General features: G+C 31.1%; 16 protein-coding genes. 9 read left to right on the forward strand and 7 right to left on the reverse strand.

From position 1 onward, the window contains the following. Window positions 1-272 precede the first annotated feature (272 nt). The 5 genes from ATE84_RS06545 to ATE84_RS06565 all read left to right on the forward strand — a co-directional run bounded on the left by ATE84_RS06545 (window position 273) and on the right by ATE84_RS06565 (window position 7,832). Entirely contained in the window at window positions 273-2,444 is a 2,172-nt protein-coding gene (locus ATE84_RS06545) for a S9 family peptidase (protein WP_101446889.1), read from the forward strand. A 17-nt stretch (window positions 2,445-2,461) separates the two neighbouring features. Further along, window positions 2,462-3,853 carry a peptide MFS transporter gene (locus ATE84_RS06550; protein WP_101446891.1) on the forward strand — a complete coding sequence of 464 codons (1,392 nt, stop codon included), beginning with the start codon at window positions 2,462-2,464 and terminating at the stop codon, window positions 3,851-3,853. A 12-nt stretch (window positions 3,854-3,865) separates the two neighbouring features. Further along, window positions 3,866-5,413 carry a peptide MFS transporter gene (locus ATE84_RS06555; protein WP_101446893.1) on the forward strand — a complete coding sequence of 516 codons (1,548 nt, stop codon included), beginning with the start codon at window positions 3,866-3,868 and terminating at the stop codon, window positions 5,411-5,413. Window positions 5,414-5,514: 101 nt separating this feature from the next. Beyond that, window positions 5,515-6,054 (forward strand): thioredoxin fold domain-containing protein, encoded by a 540-nt coding sequence (locus tag ATE84_RS06560; protein ID WP_101446895.1) that lies wholly within the window; start codon window positions 5,515-5,517, stop codon window positions 6,052-6,054. A gap of 494 nt (window positions 6,055-6,548) precedes the next feature. Next, on the forward strand, window positions 6,549-7,832 hold the full coding sequence (locus ATE84_RS06565) for a serine hydrolase (protein ID WP_101446897.1): 1,284 nt from the start codon (window positions 6,549-6,551) through the stop codon (window positions 7,830-7,832). Window positions 7,833-7,845: 13 nt separating this feature from the next. Here ATE84_RS06565 and ATE84_RS06570 read toward each other — a convergent pair whose 3' ends face one another. After that, entirely contained in the window at window positions 7,846-9,795 is a 1,950-nt protein-coding gene (locus ATE84_RS06570) for a ComEC/Rec2 family competence protein (protein ID WP_233195757.1), read from the reverse strand. A gap of 298 nt (window positions 9,796-10,093) precedes the next feature. Further along, entirely contained in the window at window positions 10,094-10,609 is a 516-nt protein-coding gene (locus ATE84_RS06575) for a C40 family peptidase (RefSeq protein ID WP_101446901.1), read from the reverse strand. 214 nt (window positions 10,610-10,823) lie between these two features. On the opposite strand from ATE84_RS06575, the gene ATE84_RS06580 reads away from it, so the two are divergent. Both ATE84_RS06580 and ATE84_RS06585 read left to right on the forward strand, forming a co-directional pair. Then, entirely contained in the window at window positions 10,824-13,025 is a 2,202-nt protein-coding gene (locus ATE84_RS06580; protein ID WP_233195758.1) for a response regulator, read from the forward strand. A 256-nt stretch (window positions 13,026-13,281) separates the two neighbouring features. Next, on the forward strand, window positions 13,282-15,492 hold the full coding sequence (locus ATE84_RS06585; protein WP_101446905.1) for a response regulator: 2,211 nt from the start codon (window positions 13,282-13,284) through the stop codon (window positions 15,490-15,492). Window positions 15,493-15,496: 4 nt separating this feature from the next. Here ATE84_RS06585 and lpxB read toward each other — a convergent pair whose 3' ends face one another. The 3 genes from lpxB to surE form a co-directional block, all read right to left on the reverse strand. Continuing rightward, window positions 15,497-16,612: a lipid-A-disaccharide synthase gene (lpxB, locus tag ATE84_RS06590; RefSeq protein ID WP_101446907.1), complete on the reverse strand. Its 1,116-nt coding sequence runs from the start codon at window positions 16,610-16,612 to the stop codon at window positions 15,497-15,499. A gap of 94 nt (window positions 16,613-16,706) precedes the next feature. After that, window positions 16,707-17,003, reverse strand: a complete 297-nt coding sequence (locus tag ATE84_RS06595; protein ID WP_101446909.1) for a hypothetical protein — start codon at window positions 17,001-17,003, stop codon at window positions 16,707-16,709. Next, window positions 16,996-17,778, reverse strand: coding sequence for a 5'/3'-nucleotidase SurE (gene surE / locus ATE84_RS06600; protein ID WP_101446911.1), 783 nt, complete (start codon window positions 17,776-17,778; stop codon window positions 16,996-16,998). The genes ATE84_RS06595 and surE overlap by 8 nt, the downstream gene beginning before the upstream one ends. Window positions 17,779-18,036: 258 nt before the next feature. Between surE and ATE84_RS06605 the strand changes: the two genes are divergently transcribed. After that, window positions 18,037-20,175 carry a carboxy terminal-processing peptidase gene (locus ATE84_RS06605; RefSeq protein WP_101446913.1) on the forward strand — a complete coding sequence of 713 codons (2,139 nt, stop codon included), beginning with the start codon at window positions 18,037-18,039 and terminating at the stop codon, window positions 20,173-20,175. Between the two features lie 9 nt (window positions 20,176-20,184). Then, complete coding sequence (locus tag ATE84_RS06610; protein WP_101446915.1) at window positions 20,185-21,297, forward strand: ABC transporter permease; 1,113 nt, start codon at window positions 20,185-20,187, stop codon at window positions 21,295-21,297. 91 nt (window positions 21,298-21,388) lie between these two features. Here the strand turns inward: ATE84_RS06610 and ATE84_RS06615 are convergent, their stop codons facing one another. Continuing rightward, the gene (locus tag ATE84_RS06615; RefSeq protein ID WP_101446917.1) at window positions 21,389-21,592 is read right to left on the reverse strand and encodes a hypothetical protein; all 204 of its coding nucleotides are present in this window, start codon (window positions 21,590-21,592) and stop codon (window positions 21,389-21,391) included. Window positions 21,593-21,825: 233 nt separating this feature from the next. Continuing rightward, complete coding sequence (locus ATE84_RS06620) at window positions 21,826-23,418, reverse strand: vitamin K epoxide reductase family protein (protein WP_158237195.1); 1,593 nt, start codon at window positions 23,416-23,418, stop codon at window positions 21,826-21,828. Window positions 23,419-23,825: the final 407 nt, after the last annotated feature.

Genomic DNA, 23,825 nt, shown 5'->3' on the forward strand with positions numbered 1-23,825 from the left:
TTAAAATGGAAAATACACATTCTTTAAAATTAATATTTTTGATTGTAAATATTTGTAAATGATTAGTTTAATGATTTCGTGTTGATTGGCAATAGTGTAAATATAATTATTTGTGAATAGTTAAATAAGCAGATAAAATTTCAGGTATTATTGATGATATGCTAAAAAATACGCATACGATTTTATGATTTTATTGTATTTAACAGCAATTGTTGTATTTTTCACGAATTTTTTAGTATTCTTGGCGTCAACAATTTTTAAAATTATATCATATGAAAATTACAAAATTGTTTTTTACAATTACAATTTTTATAGGGCTTGTCGTATCAGCACAAGATAAGGCTTTTACTCTACAGGAAATCTGGGGAGGAACTTTCAGAACCGAAGGGCTACAATCTTTACATTCTATGAATAATGGGACAGAGTATTCAGTTATAGAAAGAGATGCTGTTTCTGGAGCTGTTAGTATTGAAGTATATTCATACGAAACGGGTGAAAAAGTCAGAACCTTAATAAATACTGCTTCTGTTGATGATCTATCTACGTTTCAAGGGTATTCTTTTAGCAAAGATGAAAATAGAGTTTTGCTTTCAAGCGAGCTAGAACAGATCTATCGTCATTCTTCAAAAGGGATTTATCATATTTATGACGTTCCTTCTAAAGGTATTTTTAAAGTCAGTGATAAAAAAATACAATCTCCTATGTTATCGCCAGATGGAAATAAAATAGCATACATTCTGGATAATAATATTTATGTGTTAAACTTTGCGACAGGTAAGGAGGTACAATTAACCGATGATGGTAAGAAAAATGAAATCATTAATGGGATTACAGATTGGGTATACGAAGAAGAGTTTTCGTTCGTAAGAGCCTTTGATTGGAGTGCCGATAGTGACAAAATTGCGTTTTTACGATTTGATGAAAGAGAAGTGCCTGAGTTTTCTATGGATGTCTATGGTAAAGATTTATACCAAAAGCAAGAGGTTTTTAAATACCCTAAAGCAGGAGAGAAAAATGCAAAAGTCTCCCTGTATGTAGCAGATATTAAGGCAATGGCTTTAGATCAGATTAAACTAGGTGATTATAAAGATTTTTATATCCCTAGAATAAAATGGACAGCAAATCCAGATATTTTGAGTGTACAGGTAATGAACAGGCATCAAAATAATCTGGATTTAATTTTTGTAGATGCCAAGACCAAAGCTGCTAAAGTTGTACTTAACGAAAAAGATGATGCTTATATTGATATTACAGATAATCTTACATTCTTAGATGATAATAGCTTTATATGGACTAGTGAAAAAGACGGATACAATCATATCTATCATCATGCAGTAACTGGTGAATTGATAAATCAGGTTACCAAAGGGCCTTGGGAGATAACTAGTTATTACGGTTATAATAAAAAGAATAAAACTATATACTATCAAAGTGTAGAGAACGGAAGTATCAATAGAGATATTTATAGTGTTACTTTAGATGGAAAAGACAAAAAGCGATTAAGTCAAAAAGATGGAACTAATGACGCTGACTTTAGTGCAGATTTCAGTTTATACATTAATTATTTTTCTAATGCGACTACTCCATATGAATATTCGCTAAATGATGGCAAGACAGGAAAAGTTGTTCGTGAAATCAAAAATAATAAAGGACTGCTAGAGAAACTGGCAAAATATGATATACGACCAAAGGAGTTTTCTACAATAGAAGTTAATGGAGAACAACTAAATATCTGGATGATAAAGCCCAAAGATTTTGATCCTAAGAAGAAATACCCATTGTTGATGTATCAGTATTCTGGACCAGGGTCTCAATCGGTAAAGAATTCCTGGCATAGAGCAAATGATTATTGGTATATGATGTTGGCGCAACAAGGATATATTGTTGTTTGTGTTGATGGTAAAGGAACTGGCTTAAAAGGTGCCAAGTTTAAAAAAGCTACACAAAATGATCTAGGAAATCTAGAAGTTCAGGATCAGATTGCTGCTGCTAAGCATTTTGGAGGATTGGAGTATATAGATGCATCACGAATTGGGATTTGGGGATGGAGTTACGGAGGTTTTATGTCTAGTAATTGTTTATTTAAAGCTCCGGACACCTTTAAAATGGCAATTGCTGTGGCTCCGGTTACAAGTTGGAGATTTTATGATACCATTTATACGGAACGATATTTGATGACTCCCCAGGAGAATGCAAAGGGATATGATGATAATTCGCCTATTAATTTTGTGAATGGATTAAAAGGAAAATTCTTATTAGTACATGGTAGTGCAGATGATAATGTGCATGTTCAAAATACAATGCAATTGGTTGAAGCATTGATACAGGCAAATAAAGATTTTGATTGGGCAATTTATCCCGACAAAAACCATGGAATTTACGGTGGTAATACTAGATTACATTTATTCAATAAGATGACTAACTTCATTAAAAACAACTTATAATTAATTAAACAAACATAATGGCAAATACAGTTAAAGCAGCTCATCAGAAAGAGCTTTTTGGGCATCCGGTGGGATTATACATTTTATTTTTTACAGAAATGTGGGAACGTTTTTCATACTATGGTATGAGAGCAATTTTTGTGTTATATCTAACAGCTAAAACCGTGGATGAAAATGCAGGTTTAGGCTGGTCATCTGGAGAAGCTTTAGCACTGTATGGATGGTATACGATGTTGGTTTATGTAGCATCAATTCCTGGTGGATGGATTGCAGATAAATTTCTGGGACAAAAAAAATCAGTTTTAGTCGGAGGGATTTTACTGGTTGCCGGACATAGTATTTTGGCTGTTGAAGAAATGTGGGCATGGTATTCTGGTCTTGGTTTAATCATAGCAGGAGTAGGAATGCTAAAACCTAATATTTCGACTATGGTAGGAGGTTTGTATAAACAAGGAGATATACGAAGAGATAAAGGGTTTACTATTTTTTATATCGGAATTAATGTTGGCGCATTTTTATCAAGTTTAATAGTAGGATATGTAGGAGAAGTACATGGGTGGCACTATGGGTTTGGCCTTGCAGGAATAGGAATGGCATTGGGATTATTACAATACCTATTAGGGCAAAAATACCTTGCAGGAGTAGGTAACTTTTTGGGAGCTTCTGAAAAAGAAGAAGATAAAGAAGCAATGAAAAAACCATTAACTAAGATCGAAAAAGATAGGATTGTTGTGTTGTTTATTTCATTTCTTTTAGTGATCGTTTTTTGGGGAGCTTTTGAGCAAGCGGGAGGATTAATGAATATCTATGCCAAAGAAAAAACAAACAGAATGCTAATGGGCTGGGAAGTTCCTGCTTCATGGTTTCAATCTCTAAATGCTATGTTTATAATTTTCTTAGGAACCACTATAGCTTGGTACTGGGCGAATAGAAAACTAAAAGGAAAAGTTTCGAGTTCTTTATTTAAGATGATTATTGGACTTATTATTATGGGAACAGGATTCTTTTTCATGACAGCTGCATCTATGGAGTTTAACTCTGATGGATCTTCTGCAATGTACTGGTTAGTATTGGCATATTTGTTTCATACTATTGGAGAATTATGTATATCGCCTGTGGCATTGTCGTTTATTACAAAATTGGCTCCGGTTAAATATGGAGCATTAATGATGGGGGTATATTTTGCAATGACAGGTTTTGGAAATAAGCTGGCTGGTTTATTAGGAGAATCTGCAGAAAACCTTGGAGAGTTTACCATCTTTACCGGAATAGCCGTTTTTTGTGTGATCTTTGGATTACTCGTTATGGTCTTTAGAAAAAAATTAGAAGTTCTAACGCATGGTGTTGAAGATAGAGAAGGAACTTTACATGAAGAAGCTGAAGGTTTTGAATTAGCTGATAACGCATAAAATATTATCATGATGGTTCAAGACAATTCAAATGACTTTAGTCTATTAGGTCATAAACCCGCATTGTATGTATTGTTTTTTACAGAAATGTGGGAACGCTTTTCGTACTATGGAATGCGCGCAATTTTTGTATTATTTTTAACTTCTACTTTTGCAGAAGGAGGTTGGGAATGGTCTAATGAAAGAGCGCTAGCCCTTTTAGGAACATACACTTCTTTAGTTTATGTAACCCCCGTTATAGGAGGGTGGATTGCCGATAAATTTACAGGATATCAAAAAGCAGTTGCACTAGGTGCTCTGGTAATGACGCTTGGGCATGCTGCAATGGCATTAGAAACAGAAACTACACTATATATAGGTGTAGGACTGTTAATCATAGGTAATGGTTTATTTAAACCAAATATTACATCGATTGTTAGTGGTCTGTATGATAAGTTTCCAGAAAGGAAAGATGGGGCTTTTACCATTTTTTATATGGGTGTAAACTCTGGTGGTTTTATTGGTGTTTTGCTTTGTGGTTTCTTAGGAGAGAACTTAAGTTGGGCATGGGGATTTGGTTTGGCTGGTATTTTTATGATGCTGGGCATGCTGCAATTCTGGTTTGGTAGAAGTATTTTTGAGAATGTAGGAGTAGAACCATCCAAAAAAATAGATTTATCCGATGCTATCGAAAACATGCCAGATGAAGTTGAAGAAAAAGTGCCTGCTCATGTACAAAGAGATCGTTACATTGTTGTAGGGGTCTTAGCATTTTTTGTAGTATTCTTCTGGGCATCTTTTGAGCAAGCCAGTGGATCTATGACTATTTTTGCAAATAAATTTACGCAACGTGTATTGAGTGGAAGTTCTGCATCAATATTTAAAATAGTAGACACATTAATAACGATTGTACCTTTAGGAGTTATCACCTGGGTTTTATTTAAACTGTTTTCACAAACGTTTAAAAAAATATCATTATCCAATATTGTTTTAGGAGTAAGCTTCTTAAGTGTATGGGCAATTGCATTATGGAAACTTTCTGTAATTCTACCACAGAAAACAACTGAAATTCCGGCATCCTGGTTTCTGATTTTGAACTCATTATTTATTATTACACTTGCACCCTTATTTTCTAAAGTATGGGAAAGTAAGTATAACCCTTCTGCCACTGTGAAATTTGGACTAGGAATGATATTATTAGGTGTAGGGTTCGGAATGCTAGCATGGGGTTCTGCATCGATTCCCCAAGGAGCAAAAACTGCATCCGTTAGTTTAGTATGGTTGGTTGTGGCTTACTTACTGCATACTATGGGTGAATTATGTTTATCTCCGGTAGGATTATCCTATGTTTCAAAATTAGTACCAGCAAAAAAAATAGGAATAATGTTTGGTCTATGGTATCTGGCCATTGCTATTGGTAATAAATTAGCTGGTTTTGTTGGTAGTTATATCGATGTGATTGTTAATACATATTCGATGTCTGCTTTCTTTTTAATCTTTACTATAGTACCAATAGCGGTTGGGGTAATACTAATTTTGATTACTTCAAAAATGAAGAAAATGATGCATGGAGTGCATTAATATGTAATAAAATATATAACTTTACTTGCCTCCCAAAGGCAAATGAATTTTTTAATAAGGAATAATTTTTGTTTACGACTAGTTATAAAAATTTAAGATTTATGAAAAACCTACTTTTTATTTTTGGATTTCTATTCTGCTGTTATACTCAAGCACAAGAGATCAATTGGATGTCTATGAATGATGCTCTGGAGGCTCAGAAAAAAGACCCAAAAAAGATCTTTATGGATGTGTATACAGATTGGTGTGGACCTTGTAAACTTCTGGATAAAAGAACTTTCCATAATAAGGATGTAGTTTCCTATGTGAATAAGAACTATTATGCAGTAAAGTTTAATGCAGAAGGAAAAGAAGAAGTAAAATATAATGATTTCACCTATACCAATCCAAATTATAATCCAGATAGGAAAGGAAGGAATAGCCAACATTTTTTTGCAAACGCGCTCAAAATAACTGGATATCCTAGTATGGTATTTTTTGATGAAAAAGGAAATCTTATTGCTCCTGTAGTGGGTTATAAAACACCACAACAGTTGGAGATATATCTTAAAATGATTCATAATAATGATTATAAAAAATTAACCAGTACAGACGCTTGGCAGAAATATGAACAGTCTTTTGTAAGTACTTTCGAAAATTAATACATATTATTATACTTTTAAAAAGCTCCTTTCTAATTACATAATTAGAAAGGAGCTTTTTTTTCAAATGTAACTAGTCACGAAAAAATGCTTTTGTATAGATATTTGTGTATTTTGTCTTGGTTTTGTGTCTTTTTATCGTAAATTGACCGTCATAACATTCAGTATAGAATGTTTTTTGTTTTTGTGAGTGATTTTTCTTTCAAATTCAAATATTTAGAATGATTTTGACATTAAATTTTTTACGCAACTATCTTTTGTACTTGTAGAATTGACTAAATTTAGAGTGCTTTAAGAGGAGATCTTAAATAGAGATAGTACAATTAATTGAAGATCTATTCGTTAGTTAATAATAAACCTAAAATAATACCCAAATCTGATTCAAAAAATGAAAATAAAACTAATCTAGTTTAATACAGTTTTAATACCTACTCTATAAATTGTACTTGCTTTTTTTGATTTTATTTACTCTTTTTTGAATTGTAAACTTACTTATGAAAAAAATACTAGTCATAGCTGTCCCATCTATGTTGTTTATTGTGCTACTTTTTTCTTTTGTTTCAGCCAAACAACCAGAATTACCTCAAGAAGTCCAAACCAGCCAAATATCACATCAAATATCAGAACCACCAGAAGTTCACTTCTCAGACTCGTTTAAGGAGCGATTGGTAGATACTATTCAAGCATATTTTAATAAAGCTATAGATAAGCACCAAATTGTAGGAGCTGCTGTTGCTATTGTAAAATGTGATTCTGTTATTTATTTAGATGGTTATGGTAAAAGGAATGTAGCTTTAAAAGATAAAATCAATAAAGAAACAATCTTTAGAATTGGATCTGTTTCCAAAGGTTTTGCTGGTATACTAACTGGAATTCATGTAGAAGAAGGATTATTAAATTGGGAAGATAAAATTGTGGATTATATTCCTGAATTTCAAATGGCTAGTAAAAAACAAACAAAAAAAGTAACTCTGTCTCATGTGTTGTCACATACTACAGGTTTACCATATCATAGTTTTACCAATCTTGTAGAAGATGGATTGCCAATAACAAGAATTGCAAGCAAATTTAGAGAGGTGGTTACTATTGAACAACCAGGTAATATTTATAGTTATCAAAATGCCGTTTTTGCATTAAGTGGTAAAGTAATAGAACAAGTTACTGGTCAATCTTTGAGAGAAGTTATTCAAAATAAAATTTTTGACCCTTTACAAATGACTTCTGCTTCGGCAAGTTATGAAGCTCTTGAAGAGTCTGATAATGTGGCGCAACCACATCAGCGTATTCGACATGGGTGGCGTTCTACACGTATTAATAAAAAATATTACAATAATGCTATAGCTGCAGGAGGAATTAATGCAAGTATAGCAGATATGGGGAAGTGGATGAAATTTTTGCTTGGGAATAATCCAGAAGTTATGATGCCTAATACAATGCACGCAGTATTTAGCCCAAAAATACAAGTAGGAGGAAGAAGACAGTATTATCAGAGGTGGCCCGGATATTCTAAATCTTTTTATGGTATGGGATGGCGTGTGCATTCTTTTGTAGATACTGATACCAAAGAGTCAAATACTATTGTGCATCATGGAGGGAGTGTCAACAATTACAGAAGCGAAATTGCAATTTACCCTAATGAAGATCTGGGAATTTGTGTGCTTTTTAACAGTCAAAACAAAATGGCAAAAGATTGTATACCTACAATTTATAAAATGATACAAGAAATAATGAATACTCAGAAAGACCCATTGCTCAAAGAGTCTTTAGTATTATTATAAGATTTTTAAAGGATTATTTTAATATAAATGCTCCCTTTTTGTCTGTACGGTGAAAAGGGATTTCTTGTTTTTTACAACTAATTTCCCATTGATTGATATAATTTTTGTAATTGCTCGCATCTGCAACGATTTGTTTTGGATGTAAACTGTCTAGTACTCTATCCAAATGAATTTTTGGAGAACCTGATAAAATAATAATATCTGGATGAAAATTTTTGAGATGATAGATTGAAGTGCTATCAATAACCATAATAGTTTGTTTTTTATATTGATAGATATTTTTTAATTGCATAACAGTATCCAAAGTGGCTTGATTCCTAGTAAGATAATTGCCAAATAAAAAATGTTGGGTTGTTGCTGTAAGAGAATCTTTGCTATAGATTCTAAATTGTTGGTTTTTTAGTATACCCAAAGTGGTGTTACGCTGATTATGAAATACGATTAATTCTTCCATATTTGAAACAATATACTTTTCATATATCATAACAGAGAATAGCATAATTAAAGATATCCCTAGCCAATATGGTTTTCTTTTTTCTTTTTTTTTAAACATCATGACCGAAATAATAATAATCAGATATAAAATAATACACATACAGGTGGAGAAAGGAATGTTTTTAATAACAAAGCCTTCTTGATTGGCTATCCATTCAATAATGATATTCATGACGTCAATACAGTTACCGAATATGGTAGCTATAAACTGGGGAAGAATGCTTAGATAAGCAAGTAGAATAACCAAAATACCAAGCCCGAGAATACCTCCCAAAAAAGGGAGAATGATAAGATTGGAAATAAAAAATAAAAGCGGGAACTGATGAAAATAGAATAATGTGAGCGGTAATAATCCAAGTTGAGCAGCTATGGTGACTGTAAATGTTTCCCAGAGTTTTTTAAGAATATAAAATTTTGGATGATATATTTTTGCCAATAAAGGTTGTATCCATGCTATTGCAAAAACTGCTGCATAACTTAATTGAAACCCAATAGAAAACAATAGTAAGGGGTTAAAACAGATTAATATAAACAAAGAAATGAACAATGAATTATAAATGCTTGTTTTGGATCTAATTTGCATTCCTATAGCAAGAAAAGAAAACATAGTGACAGCTCTAAGTACCGATGGAGATAACCCAGCAATTATAGCAAAACACCAAAGTGATAAAATAGTGAGAATTAATTTGATTATTTTTCCATTTTTATGATATCTGTCAAGAGGTTTCAGGAACAAATTTAATAGTAGTAAAATGATCCCCACATGAAGCCCTGATACTGCCAAAATATGGATAGCTCCTGCATCTCGATAATTGTTAAAAGTGTCTTGACTTATATCTTGCCTTTGTCCCATAAGTAAAGCGTTGATAATGGATAACTGAGTAGAGCTGAAATTATATTTGGACAATTTTAAATTGCTGGTTTTTCTGATTTGATTTGCGACATAGCCTAAAGAATATTCAATTTTATGGTTATCAATAACTTGATGGGGTGATACAATGATCCTATGTGATATATATTGAGTGTGTAAATGTTTTGCATAATCAAATTGATATGGATTTAAAGCGCCAGGAATACGTTTTAATACTGTAAAAGTGGTATATGTATTGCCTATATCCAGAATATTTTGTGAGCTGTCTCTTGCAACCTGAAGTAATATTCTACCATGTGCTGATTTGCCATCAACAAATTTGGTAGTAACAATATACTTGTTGTAGTGAAATGATGGCTTTAACCGTTCTTTAATATTGAATTGAATTCCTATGTCATAAGGTTGTTCTTTTGAATCAATTTGATTGCTGTAATGACTTGAGTAATTTTTTGGGTTGTGGATTTTGACTAATGCTATTCCAAAAATGATAAAAAAACCAACCATAATAATAACAAAGAAATATCCTTTGTTGAACATTTTTTTTGACCGCTTCCATGAAACACCTAGTACGCAGATAGCGATTGAGAAACTTAGCATTACAATTTTAGTAACAATAGCTACATGGTACCCTATAAGTATACCTATTAGGGTAGAAATAGTAATGATTATGAAGGGAATATTAATGAGTTTCACATTAAAGACATAGTAAAGGATTATTTTGAGTACTTATTAAGTATTCAAAAATATATTCACAGTACAATGATAGGAGACCTCAGTTTCATTTTTCGGGACTGAGATTATTAAGAAAAGTAGAAGTACCTCTGTTTTAAATAATGTTGATTTGTCAGAGGAATTTTAACTATTTACTTAGATGGAAGATATGTAAATACGCGAACTATAAAACTCTTCTGGCACCAGCAAAACACTTATTCCAATATTTTTCATTAAGACTCGATATAATAACTCCTCTTGATGTAGAAGCATGTATAAATCGAATGACTCCTTTAGTTTCAACCACCAGTCCCACATGAGAAATAACATTTTTTCTTCTATTAGTTTTAAAAAAAAGCAAATCACCAACGATTACTTTTTTTAATGATATGGCCTTACCTTGAGTAGCCATGGTTTTAGAAGTTCTAGGAAGAATGATATTCTCTTTCTTAAATGAAGTATACACCAAGCCAGAGCAGTCCATCCCTTTTTTTGTAGTACCACCAAATTTGTATCGAGTACCACCAAAGGTTTTGGCATGACTTACAATGCTTTTAATCTTTTTAGAATTAGAGTTTTTGGTTCTTTTAGATTTGACGGTAGTTTTAGTTTTTGAAGATATAACCGCTTTGCTTTTGGAAGAACTCCCACAAGAGGCTAAAACTAATGTGATTAGAAAATAAAATACTACTCTTTTCATCTGGATTTGGGTTTATAACAAAAATACATGTTTTTGCTCAATATTTTAAAGAGTTTATAATTTACCAGATAGTATTTAGTTTTTGTATTGAAAAATATTCATCTTTATTGTTAAATAATTAACTATAAATCATGATAATTGTGATTTTTTAGTGTTTTTATTGTTAAAAAAGAATATTTGAGTACCTTAATAAAGAATGCTTAGTATACTTCAAATGAAATTGCCTCTACATATTATTTGTTTTCTTTTGTATTTAGCAAAGGCTTCTTTGCTTGCACAAGTCTCTCAAAGCAAAATAAATCCTGATAGTATTAAGCAAGTTCTGGAGAAATCTGCAGAATCATTTTCAAAGTTAACAAAAGAAGAAACAGAAAAAGGAATTCATCTATTAGAACAGGCAGAAAAATTGGCAGATAGACTCAATGATCCTTATTCTAAAATTTTGGTGAATAGAGATAAGTTAAGTTTTTTCTTTAATAATAATGATACAATAAGTATTGAAAAATATTTAACTAAAAACCTTGATATTATCAAACAATTAGGGGATAAAAGACAATTAGGGTTGTATTATGAAGATGTAGGGGTTTATAATGCTTCACAAGGAAAAGAAAAGGAAGCACATTATGCGATGTTGATAGCAGAAAAGTTATTAAGTGAATATGGAGAAATAGAAGATGCTATAGATGTAAACTATAATCTTTGTTTACAATACCTTAGAAAAGAAAACTGGGATTCTTCGATAGAACATTGCTTAAAATCTATAGATGCGATAATAGCAACAGGGATTAAGCAGAATAGACAGAAAAACTTATATCTGTTTTTGGCGCGGAATTATATTAATCTGGGAAAATTTGAAAAAGCAGAAAAATGTTTTGAGAATATAGAAAAAGATGAGGCTGCATTTGATGATCCCCATTTTAAAGGAAAGTATTTTTCTGTAAAAGGTTTTTTTTATGATGGAATAAAAGATTATAAAAAGGCTGCTTTTTATTATAATAAATCTTCTAAAAGTTTCTATGAATATCACAGTAAAAGAACAAAAGAAGTAAGTGCTTCTCTTATTTTATCGAGCCAATTGGATCTTCAGAAAGAAGAAAATAAAAGAATAAAAATAGAGAATGAATTAAAGATGCAGGGACTAAAGAATAGAGGTTATATTATTTCTTTAGGTGTGCTAATCATTTTTGGATTAATAATCTTAAGTGTAATTCAGTATAGAGTTTCTAGATATAAAACGAATATAAATAAGCTACTTAAAAGAAATAATGAACAGTTAGTAGGAGCCAATCAAAAAGTTGATAAAGCTTTAGAAATTAAATCAGAATTTTTAGACTCAGTTACACATGAGCTTCTTACTCCTTTAAATACAATTAAGGGAACTACTTTTTTATTACAAAAAGAAAAATTAACGACACATCAGGTAAATCAAATTAAATTAATTAATGTATCCAGTGATTATCTGTTAAATTTAATTAATGATGTTATTCAATTAAATGATCTCGAAAAAGAAAATTTAGAACTAAGAAATGAAGAATTCGACTTAAAATCATTATTAAATAATCTTATCGACTCTTCCTTAATGATGAAGAATAATGGTAATGAAATTCATAGAAAAATTGATAGTGATATTCCAAGTATTCTAAAAGGGGATATGCTTAAAATCTCTCGGATTATTCTAAACATATTAGATAATGCTTTAAAATTTACTAGAAATGGAAATATTTATATAAAAGTATCGCTTATTTCTACTTCAAATAATAATGCAAAAGTAAAATTTTCAATACAGGATACAGGAATTGGTATGACAGAAGAACAGATTCACAACGCTTTTGAAGCATTTCATCAAGGATCTGTTAGAATTAATAGGGAATATGGTGGTACTGGATTAGGGCTGTCTATTGTAAAAAGAATGCTGAAATTATTAAATAGTAATATTGTTTTGAAGTCTAAACCAAAAGAAGGAACATTGGTGACATTTATAATAGATTTTGATATTCCTGAACCGATAAAGGAAGAAAATATTCTTTTTGAAAATGATTCAAATCAATTGCAAGAAAACATCAATGTTTTATTAGTAGAAGATAATAAAGTGAATCAGTTAATCACAAAAAAAATAATTTCTAACTATGGATTTTGTTGTGACTCTGCATACGATGGTATTGAAGCAGTAGACATGGTTAAGGAAAATGAATATTCAATGGTGTTAATGGATATTATGATGCCAAAAATGGATGGTTTTGAGGCTACAACAAATATAAGAGAGTTTAATAACCAAATACCTATAGTTGCATTAACTGCACTATCAGAAAAATTAAACAAAGAACGTTTTGACGAAGTTGGGATTTTTAAAATTCTTCAAAAACCTGTGAATCCCAAACAACTATATGAAGTGCTTGTAGATTGTAGCAAAAGATAAAGTTATAGCGCCCTTGTTTTTAGGAAGAATTCCTGCTAAAATATTGAAAAAATACAATGATATTCTTTCAATCAGATAATAATCTATAACAATATAGGTTTTCATTAAGATTTTTCAGAAAATCAAATATTTTGTTCTACTGTAAACTATCATAGATCACAGAATTACGGTTTTTCATCGAATATTCTAAGGTTATGGAGTAAAAGACAATATATTTTAATATCTTATTAGTTAAATACTTATTAATATTCTTCAGATGAAATTGAAGGTGCTTCTATATAGTATATGTTTTTTGATACACTCTAATATCGTCTCTTTGGTAGCCCAAGTTTCTGATAAAGGCGTAAGTTCTGATAGTATAATAAAAATTTTAGAAAGATCTTCAAAGTCATTTTCAACACAAACAAATGAAGGGAAAGAAAAAGGTGTCTATTTTCTGGAGCTTGCAGAAAAATTGATCAAAAAAGTTAATGATCCCTTGCTTGAAATAGAGATTAATAGGAAGAAAATGGAATTTTTTCTTGGAACTCGAGATACCATTAGAGTTGAAGAATACTTAGCTAAAAATCTAAAAATCATTAAACAAATAGATAATAAAAGGCAACTAGGATTGTATTATGAAGATCTTGGGGTGCACAAATCCATGCAAGGGAAAAATGAGGAAGGGTATCAAGCTTATCTTATCGCAGAACAATTATTGAGGAAATATGGTAAAACTAAGGATGTAATTGATATCAATTACAACCTTAGTCTAAGATATATAAGAAGGAAAAGGTGGAATGAAGCTATTGAGCATGCTTTAAAATCAGTAAATGCAATAAGGAAAACCGGAGTTAAACCGGATAGAAGAAAGAATTTAAATCTGTTTTTGGCAGAAAGCCATATTAACTTGAAAGAATTTGAGAAAGCAGCACTCTATTTTGACACTATAGAAAGAGAAAAATCTGCGTACTCTGGGAATTTATATTTTGAAGGAAGGTTGTTTTCTAAAAAAGGATTGTATTATAAAGAAATGGAAGACTATAAAAATGCAGCACTTTTTTATAGTCAATCTTTCGACAATCTATTAGAATATCATAGTCAAAGAACAAGAGAAGTAAGCACAGCTCTTGCATTATCAAATCAATTAGATTTGAAAGAAGAGGAAAATAAAAGGATAAAACTAGAAAATGACTTAAAAGCAGAACAATTAGAGAATAGGGGATATATCATTTTGTTAAGCGTGATAATTATTCTGGGATTGGTGTTAATAAGTATAATTCAATATAGAATTTCTTTATATAAGACAAGGGTAAATAAATTACTTCAAAAAAATTACAAAGAATTAGTAGAAGCAAATAAAAAAGTAGATGAAGCATTAGAAGCCAAATCAGAATTTTTGGATTCGGTAACTCATGAACTTCTTACTCCTTTAAATACAATTAAGGGAACTACATTCCTATTGCAAAAAGAAAAATTAACATCATACCAGGTGGATCAAATGAAGTTAATTAATTTGTCTAGTGACTATTTGTTGAATTTGATTGCTGATGTAATCCATTTAAATGAACTTGAAAAAGGGAAACTAGAACTAAAAAATGAGAAATTTGATCTAAAGGCGTTATTAAATAATTTGATAGATTCTTCTGTGTTGATGAAGAATAATAATAATAAGATTCATAGAAAAATAGATCATAATATTCCTGACTATCTAAAAGGAGATGTGCTAAGAGTTTCTCAAATCTTCTTGAATATATTGGATAATGCTTTAAAATTTACTATAAACGGAGATATTTATATTGAAACCTCACTGGTTTCAAAAACAGATAATAATGTAGAGATAGAATTTTCTATCCGAGATACTGGTATAGGCATGTCAGAAATGCAAATTAGTAAAGCTTTTGAAGCTTTTCATCAAGGGTCAGTTAAAATCAATAGAAAATATGGAGGTACAGGATTGGGGTTGTCTATTGTAAAAGAAATACTAAAATTACAAGGGAGCGATATTGTTTTAAAATCGAAACCCGAAGAAGGGACTTTAGTTTTATTTTCGATGAAATTTGATATTCCTGAACAGCGAATAGAAAAAAATATTTTTTCAGGAAATGGTTATGACGAATCACGAGAAGGAATTAATGTCTTATTGGTTGAAGATAATAAAGTAAATCAATTAATTACAGAAAAAATAATTTCAAATTATGGCTTTCACTGCGATTCGGCTAATGATGGTAAAGAAGCGGTAGATATGGTTAAGAAAAATAAATATTCTATGATTTTAATGGATATTATGATGCCAAAAATGGACGGTTTTGAAGCGACAAAGTATATAAAGAAATTTAATAGAGGAATACCTATAGTTGCATTAACTGCAATATCAGAAAAATTAAATAGAAAAAAATTTAATGAAGTTGGGATATACACTGTTCTTCATAAACCTGTAGATCCCGAATTACTTTATGAAACCATTATGGGACACTGTGATAAATAGAAAATTATTTTTTTATAGACTCGACAATTAATTTTGCAGTCTTATCATTTGCTCCCCTGCCACCAAGTTTTTTTTCGAGATCATAGTAATCTAAAAACATAACGGCTCTTTTGTAATCATCAATTATTATTGTAAGCTCTTCTTTAAGTCTTTTAGGATTAAATTCATTTTGTATTAATTCGGTTACAACTGGTTTATCCATAATTAAGTTTACCAAAGAAATATAATCAAGACTAATAACTCGTTTTGCAATTTGATAAGAAATATAACTTCCTTTATAACAAACAACTTCTGGTACTTTAAATAAGGCAGTCTCCAAAGTAGCAGTGCCCGAAGTTACTAAGGCAGCATTACTCAGGCTTAACAGGTCATATGTTCGATTCATAATTAAGTGAACTCCCTGTTTTTTAATAAAAGGAGCATAAAAAGAGGTTTCCTGGCTTGGTGCTCCAGCTATCACAAATTGATAATCTGGAAAATCATCTACAACGGTAAGCATAACCTCAAGCATTTTACGAATTTCTTGTTTTCTGCTTCCAGGAAGTATAGCTATAATGGGGCGGTCATCCAAATTATGCTCAGTCTTAAAGGTTTCGGGCATTATCTGCTTATGATCTGCAATTGCATCAATTAAGGGGTGACCTACAAATTGAACCGGAAATTCATGTTTGTCCTCATAAAAAGATTTTTCAAACGGCAGAATTACATACATCGTATCTACACATCGTTTGATAGATTTTATTCTTCCTTCTTTCCATGCCCATATTTGGGGAGAAATATAATAATGTGTTCTGAATCCTTTTTCTTTTGCCCATTCTGCAATACGCAAATTAAACCCAGGGTAATCTATAAATACAATCGCATCTGGTTGAAAACTTGTTATATCTTGTTTGCAAAGTTTTAGATTTTTAAGAATGGTAAACAAATTTAATAAAACCTCTATAAACCCCATAAATGCCAAATCCTTATAGTGTTTCACCATCGAACCACCAACAGCTTGCATAAGATCTCCACCCCAGAATCTGAATTCTGCTTGAGGATCTTCTTTAAGAATGGATTTCATAAGGTTTGCACCGTGTAAATCACCAGATGCTTCTCCTGCGATGAGGTAGTATTTCATGTTTTTTAATTTTCTAAAAGGCAGACAAAATATCGAATACTAACATTTGTTTTATCGATTTTATCTAAAAAATATGATATTAATGTTTTTAAGGTCATCCAAATTTACTAATTGCAATACAAATAGCCGCAATAAGCGTAGCAAGAAGCACGCCACGAGCTCGATATATATTATTTTTTCTTAAAAAAAGAAAGAAAACAATTAAATTAGGCATCGCTCCTAAAGCAATTAAGCTTCCTAAAGAATCATTTTCTGCAGAAGCTTTTATCATTTCAGCAAATGATAATTCCTGAGAACTTAGTGCAGAAAAAATAAATACACATAAGATAAATCCTATAGCATTCACAAATAAGCCGATTGTAAAACCAATAAAAATCTCTTTTTTAATCATGTAATGACCAATTGTTTAGTTCTTGTATAAAGTGATGAGCAGTAAGATCAAATTGAGTAGGTACTATTGAGATGTAGCCATGATGTAATGCCCATTCATCAGTATCCTCACCTTTATCCTCGTTAATAAATTCACCAGAAAGCCAATAATATTCTCTCCCCATGGGATTTATTCTCTTATCAAATTCTTCTACCCAATGGGCATTGGCTTGACGACAAATTTTCACACCTTTTATATCTTGTTCGTTTAATTTTGGAATATTTACATTAAGAACAACTCCTTTTGGTAATCCGTTTTTGAGGACATTTTCTACAATAACTTTCACATATTTCTTCGAAGGCTCAAAATTGGCATCCATACTGTAATCCAGTAATGAAAAACCAATGGCAGGAATTCCTTCAATACCAGCTTCAACAGCAGCACTCATTGTACCCGAGTAGATCACATTAATTGCAGAGTTTGAACCGTGATTAATCCCGCTTACACATAAATCAGGCTTCCTGTCAAGAATTTCCCGAGAAGCCATTTTCACGCAATCTACAGGTGTTCCAGAACAACTATATTCTTTTTGTGGAGCTTTTTCATTAATAACAACAGGGTCACAATAGAGCGTGCTATTAATTGTTATGGCGTGACCCATTCCACTTTGTGGACTATCTGGGGCAACTACCACAACATCACCAATTTCATTCATAACATCTATAAGCGCACGTATTCCTGGGGCAGTAACTCCATCGTCATTAGTGACTAAAATCAGTGGTCTTTTTTGCGGCATAGCTTAAAATTTTACGATTGTAAAAATACACTTTTTTTATACGAAATAAGAATTCCTAAAAAGTCAATATCTACTAAAATGGTAATGATAAATATTTCATTAAAAAATTATAAAACTATAAATACGAACAGATGAGATTTTATGAGAATAAAGAGTAAGAAATAATATTAGCTCATTTAAGAAAAATTTAGTATTATTACGTGTTATTGGCACGATTTTTAATGTATTTTGCCTTGAATCCCTAAATTAAATGAGCGTATGAAAAAGAGTTTTTTGATTTTGATGCTTACCGTTATCGTTTCGGCGGCTTCTTGTAGTTTTACCACAAAGGTTGAAAATGATCCGGATAAAGATAAATTACTAATTGATTTAATAAGTTATGTCTTAGGTAAAGGGCATTATGATGCAAAGGATATAAATGATGATTTTTCTAAAGAAGTTTTCTCAGATTATGTTGATGCTTTAGATCCCCTGAAACGATATTTTTATAAAAGAGATATTGAAGAGTTTAGAAAGTTTGAAAAACTAATTGATGATGAGATTAGAAATAAAGAAATTACTTTCTTTAATCTAACTTATGATCGTTTGCAACAACGAATGGCAGAGGCAAGAACGTTGCATAAAGAAATTTTAGAACAACCCTTTAACTTTGAAAAAGACGAAAGTATTGATACAAATTACGAAGATTTATCTTATGTAGAGAGTAAAAGTGAGATGAAAGATCGTTGGAGAATGCAACTTAAATTTAATGCATTATCCAGTTATTATGATAAAGTTGAAGAACAAATAGATTCTGTTACTAAAAACAGTAATTATAACCGTAAAACTTCGATTGTTTTAGAAAAAGAATCTCGTGAAATCACAAAAACTTCATTAAAAGAATATTTTGAATTTGCCGATGATTTAGAACGAAAAGATTGGTTCTCTATATATATAAATTCTATCGTAGAAGAATTTGATCCTCATACTTATTATTTTGCTCCTCAAGATAAAGATAGATTTGACATTCAAATGTCAGGAAAGTTAGAAGGAATCGGAGCCAGATTACAAAAGAAAAATGATAATGTAAAAATAATAGAAGTTATTTCTGGAGGTCCTGCATGGAGAGGTAATGAAGTAGAAGTGGGAGATCTTATCATGAAGGTGAAACAAGAAGATGAAGAAGAACCTGTAAGTATTGTTGGAATGCGTCTTGATGATGCTGTAAGTTTAATTAAGGGACCTAAAGGTACCAAAGTAATGCTAACAGTAAAAAAAGTTGATGGGACTATCGAGATTATAGAAATTATCAGAGATGTAGTAGAGCTTGAGGAAACATACGCAAAATCATCTGTGGTTAAAAAGAATGACAAAACTTTTGGTATTGTTAATCTACCTAAGTTCTATTTCAATATGCAAGATTACAATCAACGTAATGCTGCTAAAGATGTAAAACAAGAAATTATTCGTCTTAAAGAACAAGATATGGATGGCTTGGTTATTGATTTACGAGATAATGGAGGTGGTTCTTTGCAAACTGTAGTAGATATTGCAGGACTATTTATTGAAAAGGGACCAATAGTTCAAGTTAGAACAAAAGGAGAATCTCCAGAAGTTTTAAGCGATAAAGACAGAAATATACTTTGGGATGGCCCATTAGTTATATTAGTAAATGAATTGTCTGCTTCTGCTTCAGAAATTTTGGCTGCGGCAATGCAAGACTATAAAAGAGCAATCATTATAGGAAGTAAACAAACCTATGGTAAAGGAACGGTTCAAAATGTTATGGATCTTAATAGGTGGATGCGTAGTAATGATTTTGGAGACCTGGGGGCCTTAAAGCTTACTACTCAAAAATTTTATAGAGTTAATGGAGGTTCTACGCAGTTAGAAGGAGTAAAAAGTGATGTTGTAGTTCCAGATCGTTATAGTTATATTGATATTGGTGAAAAAGATCAGGAAAATCCATTACCATGGGATAAAATAGCAGCCGCTGATTATGATCTTTGGGATGGTTATATCGATTTTGATCAAACAATCAATAATAGTAAAGAAAGAATGTCTAAAAATGATCAATTAAAACTAATTGAAGAAAATGCAAAATGGGTTAGACAAAAAAGAGATATAAACAGGTACTCTTTACAGTTTAGTAAGTATAAGTTAAATATATCACTTAACAAGAAACAAGCAGAACGTTTTGATGCAATAAATGATTATCAGACCAATTTGACTTTTCAGTCTTTACCTTACGAAAAGAAATTGATGAAAGAAGATTCTGTTTTAACAGAGAAAAGAAAAAGATGGCATGAAAGTCTTAGTAAAGATGTTTACGTAGAAGAGGCGATTAGTGTTCTGGAAGATTTGAAGATCAATAATATTCGAAGATCTAAAAATCCACTTACTACGGTAAAGAATTAATAGATATTAATGCTCAAAGCAAAATCAAACTCTTTAAGTATATTAGCGCTCCAAAAATTCAAAAAGAATTTTTGGGGCGTTTTGAGTTTTTATTTTATTGTTTTTTGTGCAATTATAGCAGTTTTTGCTTATGTATTGGCTCCAGATGACTCTCAGAATGCAAATCAGATGCACTTATCTATTCATTCAAAACCTCCTGGATTTGAAGTTCAAATGCTTACTATTCCTTCTCAGGATGAGTCTGATCAGTCTCTTTTAAACAAAATATTTTTTGGAGAAAAAAATACAAATACAGAGATTCCAATTGATCGATATACTGTACAAAATAATACATTAGAAATTTCCCCTTACAGCGAAGGGGAGGTCATAGAGTTATCAAAAAAAATCAAATTTGAACGCTTTCCTAAGGGCTTAACATCTGAAGAAATAACGAATACCTATATAAAAACACAAACTTTTATTCTAGGTACCGATAAATACGGAAGAGATCTGTTAAGTAGAATGCTGATTGGTATAAGGATTTCATTTTCTATAGGCTTTGTGGCGGTATTAATTTCCTTGATTTTAGGAATATCATTAGGGGCAATCGCAGGATATTTTGGAGGTAAGGTAGATGCTATGATTATGTGGTTAATAAATGTAACCTGGTCAATACCTACTTTGTTGTTGGTTATTGCTATCACTTTGGCCTTAGGAAAAGGTTTTTGGCAGGTTTTTATCGCAGTTGGATTAACAATGTGGGTAGAAGTGGCTCGTGTGGTTAGAGGACAGGTATTAAGTGTAAAACAAATGCAATATGTGACTGCTGCAAAAGCATTAGGTTTTACCAATTTTAGAATTATTACAAAACATATATTGCCCAATAGTTTAGCACCTGTAATTGTAATTTCTGCAGCCAACTTTGCAGGAGCCATTCTTATCGAAAGTGGCTTGAGTTTTCTGGGAATAGGAGCACAACCACCAATGCCAAGCTGGGGAGCGATGATTAAAGATCATTATTCTTATATTATCTTAGGTAAAGCATATCTTGCAATTATACCTGGCTTAGGGATTATGAGTCTGGTAATGGCATTTATGTTAATAGGTAATGCATTGCGAGATGCTTTGGATGTGAAAGGGTAGAACGAAATTCCCTTTTAGATTTAATAAATACAAAAAAACGACCTTTTACATAGGAAAAGGCCGTTTTTGGTTCAAAATTATATTTATTAGTTTAGAAACAGACGCAATACCCATTTCTATATAACCCACCACTATGAGGGCCTACACCACATTGCCATTGTGCAGTTCCGCAACACTCTGGATCACTACTGGGGTAGCATCGTATTAGAACAGGAACTCTACCACCAGAGATTGATTTTTGATCTTTTTTTTCAATTTTCTGGGCATCTTTTAAACTTAAAATTTTCTTCAACATTTCTTTTGGTTTTAAGATTATGATTCAACTAATAATTTTAGAAAGGGGAACAGTATCTTCCATCACGATATTCACATCGATCAATGATACATGTACAATATGAAGGGCAGTATACCAGACAGATTGGACCATTACCAATAATAGTACCTTGATCTTTTTTTGAAAGTATCTTGACTCCGTTCAAATTTTTAATTTCTTTCATGATTTTGGGTTTTAAGATTATATATTCTTGTTTATTCAGTTTCAAGAGGTTCCTGAACTTCAGAAATAGTATCTTCATGATTTTCTGTCATCATACTCATGAAGTAGAAAAATTCATTATAATTATACTTTTTAGGATATAGTGTATTATTAATAAGCGATGCAGGAGTGTAGTAGAGGTTATTTTCTTTAGCCCATTCAGATTGTTTTTTCAAAACTTCAAGATGATTTTGATTATCTTGTGGTATACCATACTCTTTTATCCATTTGCTATGAGTTCTGTCTGCAAACCATTTGTTATAAGCAATAATAAATTCATCAGGACCTTTACTGTCGTATATTTCTAAAAGAATAAGAGCTATTTGTGTAGCCTTATCGCTTGTGTCTTCTGTTTTAACATTTAAACGAATGCTAATTTGAAGTTTATCTCCCATAGCTTTTAAGACACGCGTGTATGCCTCAAAAGCATCTTTGCAATATCCACACATAGGATTGGTAAGGCTAATAATTTTAAAACTTGCATTAGGATTACCTAAAATAATTTCATTCGGAATTGTGGTATTATCTTCAATTTTTTCTGAAATACTAAGCAAATGATTATAAATCTGTCCATCTCTTTTGAAATGATTTAATTTAAAGTTTTCTGCTTTAAATTTTTTATTTTCTTCTACTTTTTCTTTAGTATATAAATAGGCTAAAGCAAATAAGGAGGAGAGCATTATAAAGCTTATGCCAGCTGAAATATCAATATTAAATGGAGTATTAAGTACAGCTATGATTGCTAGCCCAATAGATATAGAACCCATTGCTAAACATACAGCACACCATTTTTTTACAATTAATGCTTGAGAATATATAGAATATAGAATAAAAGGAATGCCAATTAATGACGGGATGAATAATATACTATTGAAACCGTATAATAATTGATATAATGAAATAGAACCAAAGAAAACTATACCTGCATCAGCTAAAGAAAAATTCTTAAAAAGTTTACCGCTATTATTGTTTATAACTTCTCCACAGTTCGTATTTCCTACCGATGTACAAAACTGGTGCATAGCCTGTGACTGGATTCCTAAACTTTCTCGTACAGCAAAAAAACTGAAAACAACACCTGTAAATGATAATAGTAAAAAGAAGATTTGATTAATATTCCAAGATCTTCCGTAAAAAGCAAAAATTAAACTAGCTACTAATCCAACAAATAGTAAGTTTTGGATAAGAGACTGATTAGAAATAAGTTTTTGTTTTGCATTATACTCAACTGCAATCACCTTGGGAATCCAAATCTCTTTAAATTCGTTAAAAGTAAATTTGTTTTTCTTTAAACTGGTGTGTTTAAGTTCGATGCTATCATTTTTTTTGATTACCGTAACGATTTCCTCAGCGTTTTCTAATGTTATTAATGAAATAAAACTTTTTGGAAGTTGATCCAAAGCATCCATAGGGATCTCTACAGCAATATTGTCAATATCAAAATAATCTAAAGTATCTGTAATTGATTGAAAACTAGGATAACTGGGGTGGATTTGTAATTGTAATTCCAAATCCTTTTTGGTATAGTTCCCAATTCTGTTTTGAATTAAAACACTTTCTACAATTTTTTCAATAGTATTATTCATGTATGTCAGGCTTAATGTTGCTATACTATGTAGTATTTTCATTCTTAATGACAGAAATACTACAAGTCATCTAGTTTAAGAAAATTATTTTCTCTAAAGTAAAGATTTTATTGTGTAAAGGAAGGGGTGATAGACTCAAAAAAGATGCGGATAAACCATAGGTTTGCTACTTTTTTATGATATTTTTTTGATTTAAAAAACTGATAATCATGTGTTTGTGTTTATTTGTGTGTTGACTAGAAACGAATAGATAAAGATTGTTAATTTTTTGTAAAGTTTAAAAACCGACCTTTTTTAGAATTGAGTGAAATATTAAAATAAAACTGATATATAGTCTGTCTTTTAAAAATAAAGATGATTTCATAATTCAACTTTTTAGCATAATCATTTTACTATTTTTGTCATTC

It is taken from the genome of Aquimarina sp. MAR_2010_214 (assembly GCF_002846555.1).
In the GTDB taxonomy this organism is placed as follows: domain Bacteria; phylum Bacteroidota; class Bacteroidia; order Flavobacteriales; family Flavobacteriaceae; genus Aquimarina.

Coding starts and splice junctions, on each gene's coding strand:
- ATE84_RS06595 (WP_101446909.1), bottom strand. CDS start 17,003: ATGATTAAAAAAGAGATTTTTATTGGTTTTACAATCGGCTTATTTGTG.
- ATE84_RS06550 (WP_101446891.1), top strand. CDS start 2,462: ATGGCAAATACAGTTAAAGCAGCTCATCAGAAAGAGCTTTTTGGGCAT.
- ATE84_RS06620 (WP_158237195.1), bottom strand. CDS start 23,418: ATGAATAATACTATTGAAAAAATTGTAGAAAGTGTTTTAATTCAAAAC.
- ATE84_RS06555 (WP_101446893.1), top strand. CDS start 3,866: ATGGTTCAAGACAATTCAAATGACTTTAGTCTATTAGGTCATAAACCC.
- ATE84_RS06545 (WP_101446889.1), top strand. CDS start 273: ATGAAAATTACAAAATTGTTTTTTACAATTACAATTTTTATAGGGCTT.
- ATE84_RS06560 (WP_101446895.1), top strand. CDS start 5,515: ATGAAAAACCTACTTTTTATTTTTGGATTTCTATTCTGCTGTTATACT.
- ATE84_RS06605 (WP_101446913.1), top strand. CDS start 18,037: ATGAAAAAGAGTTTTTTGATTTTGATGCTTACCGTTATCGTTTCGGCG.
- ATE84_RS06610 (WP_101446915.1), top strand. CDS start 20,185: ATGCTCAAAGCAAAATCAAACTCTTTAAGTATATTAGCGCTCCAAAAA.
- ATE84_RS06585 (WP_101446905.1), top strand. CDS start 13,282: ATGAAATTGAAGGTGCTTCTATATAGTATATGTTTTTTGATACACTCT.
- ATE84_RS06575 (WP_101446901.1), bottom strand. CDS start 10,609: ATGAAAAGAGTAGTATTTTATTTTCTAATCACATTAGTTTTAGCCTCT.
- ATE84_RS06565 (WP_101446897.1), top strand. CDS start 6,549: ATGAAAAAAATACTAGTCATAGCTGTCCCATCTATGTTGTTTATTGTG.
- ATE84_RS06570 (WP_233195757.1), bottom strand. CDS start 9,795: ATGCTAAGTTTCTCAATCGCTATCTGCGTACTAGGTGTTTCATGGAAG.
- surE (WP_101446911.1), bottom strand. CDS start 17,778: ATGCCGCAAAAAAGACCACTGATTTTAGTCACTAATGACGATGGAGTT.
- lpxB (WP_101446907.1), bottom strand. CDS start 16,612: ATGAAATACTACCTCATCGCAGGAGAAGCATCTGGTGATTTACACGGT.
- ATE84_RS06615 (WP_101446917.1), bottom strand. CDS start 21,592: ATGTTGAAGAAAATTTTAAGTTTAAAAGATGCCCAGAAAATTGAAAAA.
- ATE84_RS06580 (WP_233195758.1), top strand. CDS start 10,824: ATGAAATTGCCTCTACATATTATTTGTTTTCTTTTGTATTTAGCAAAG.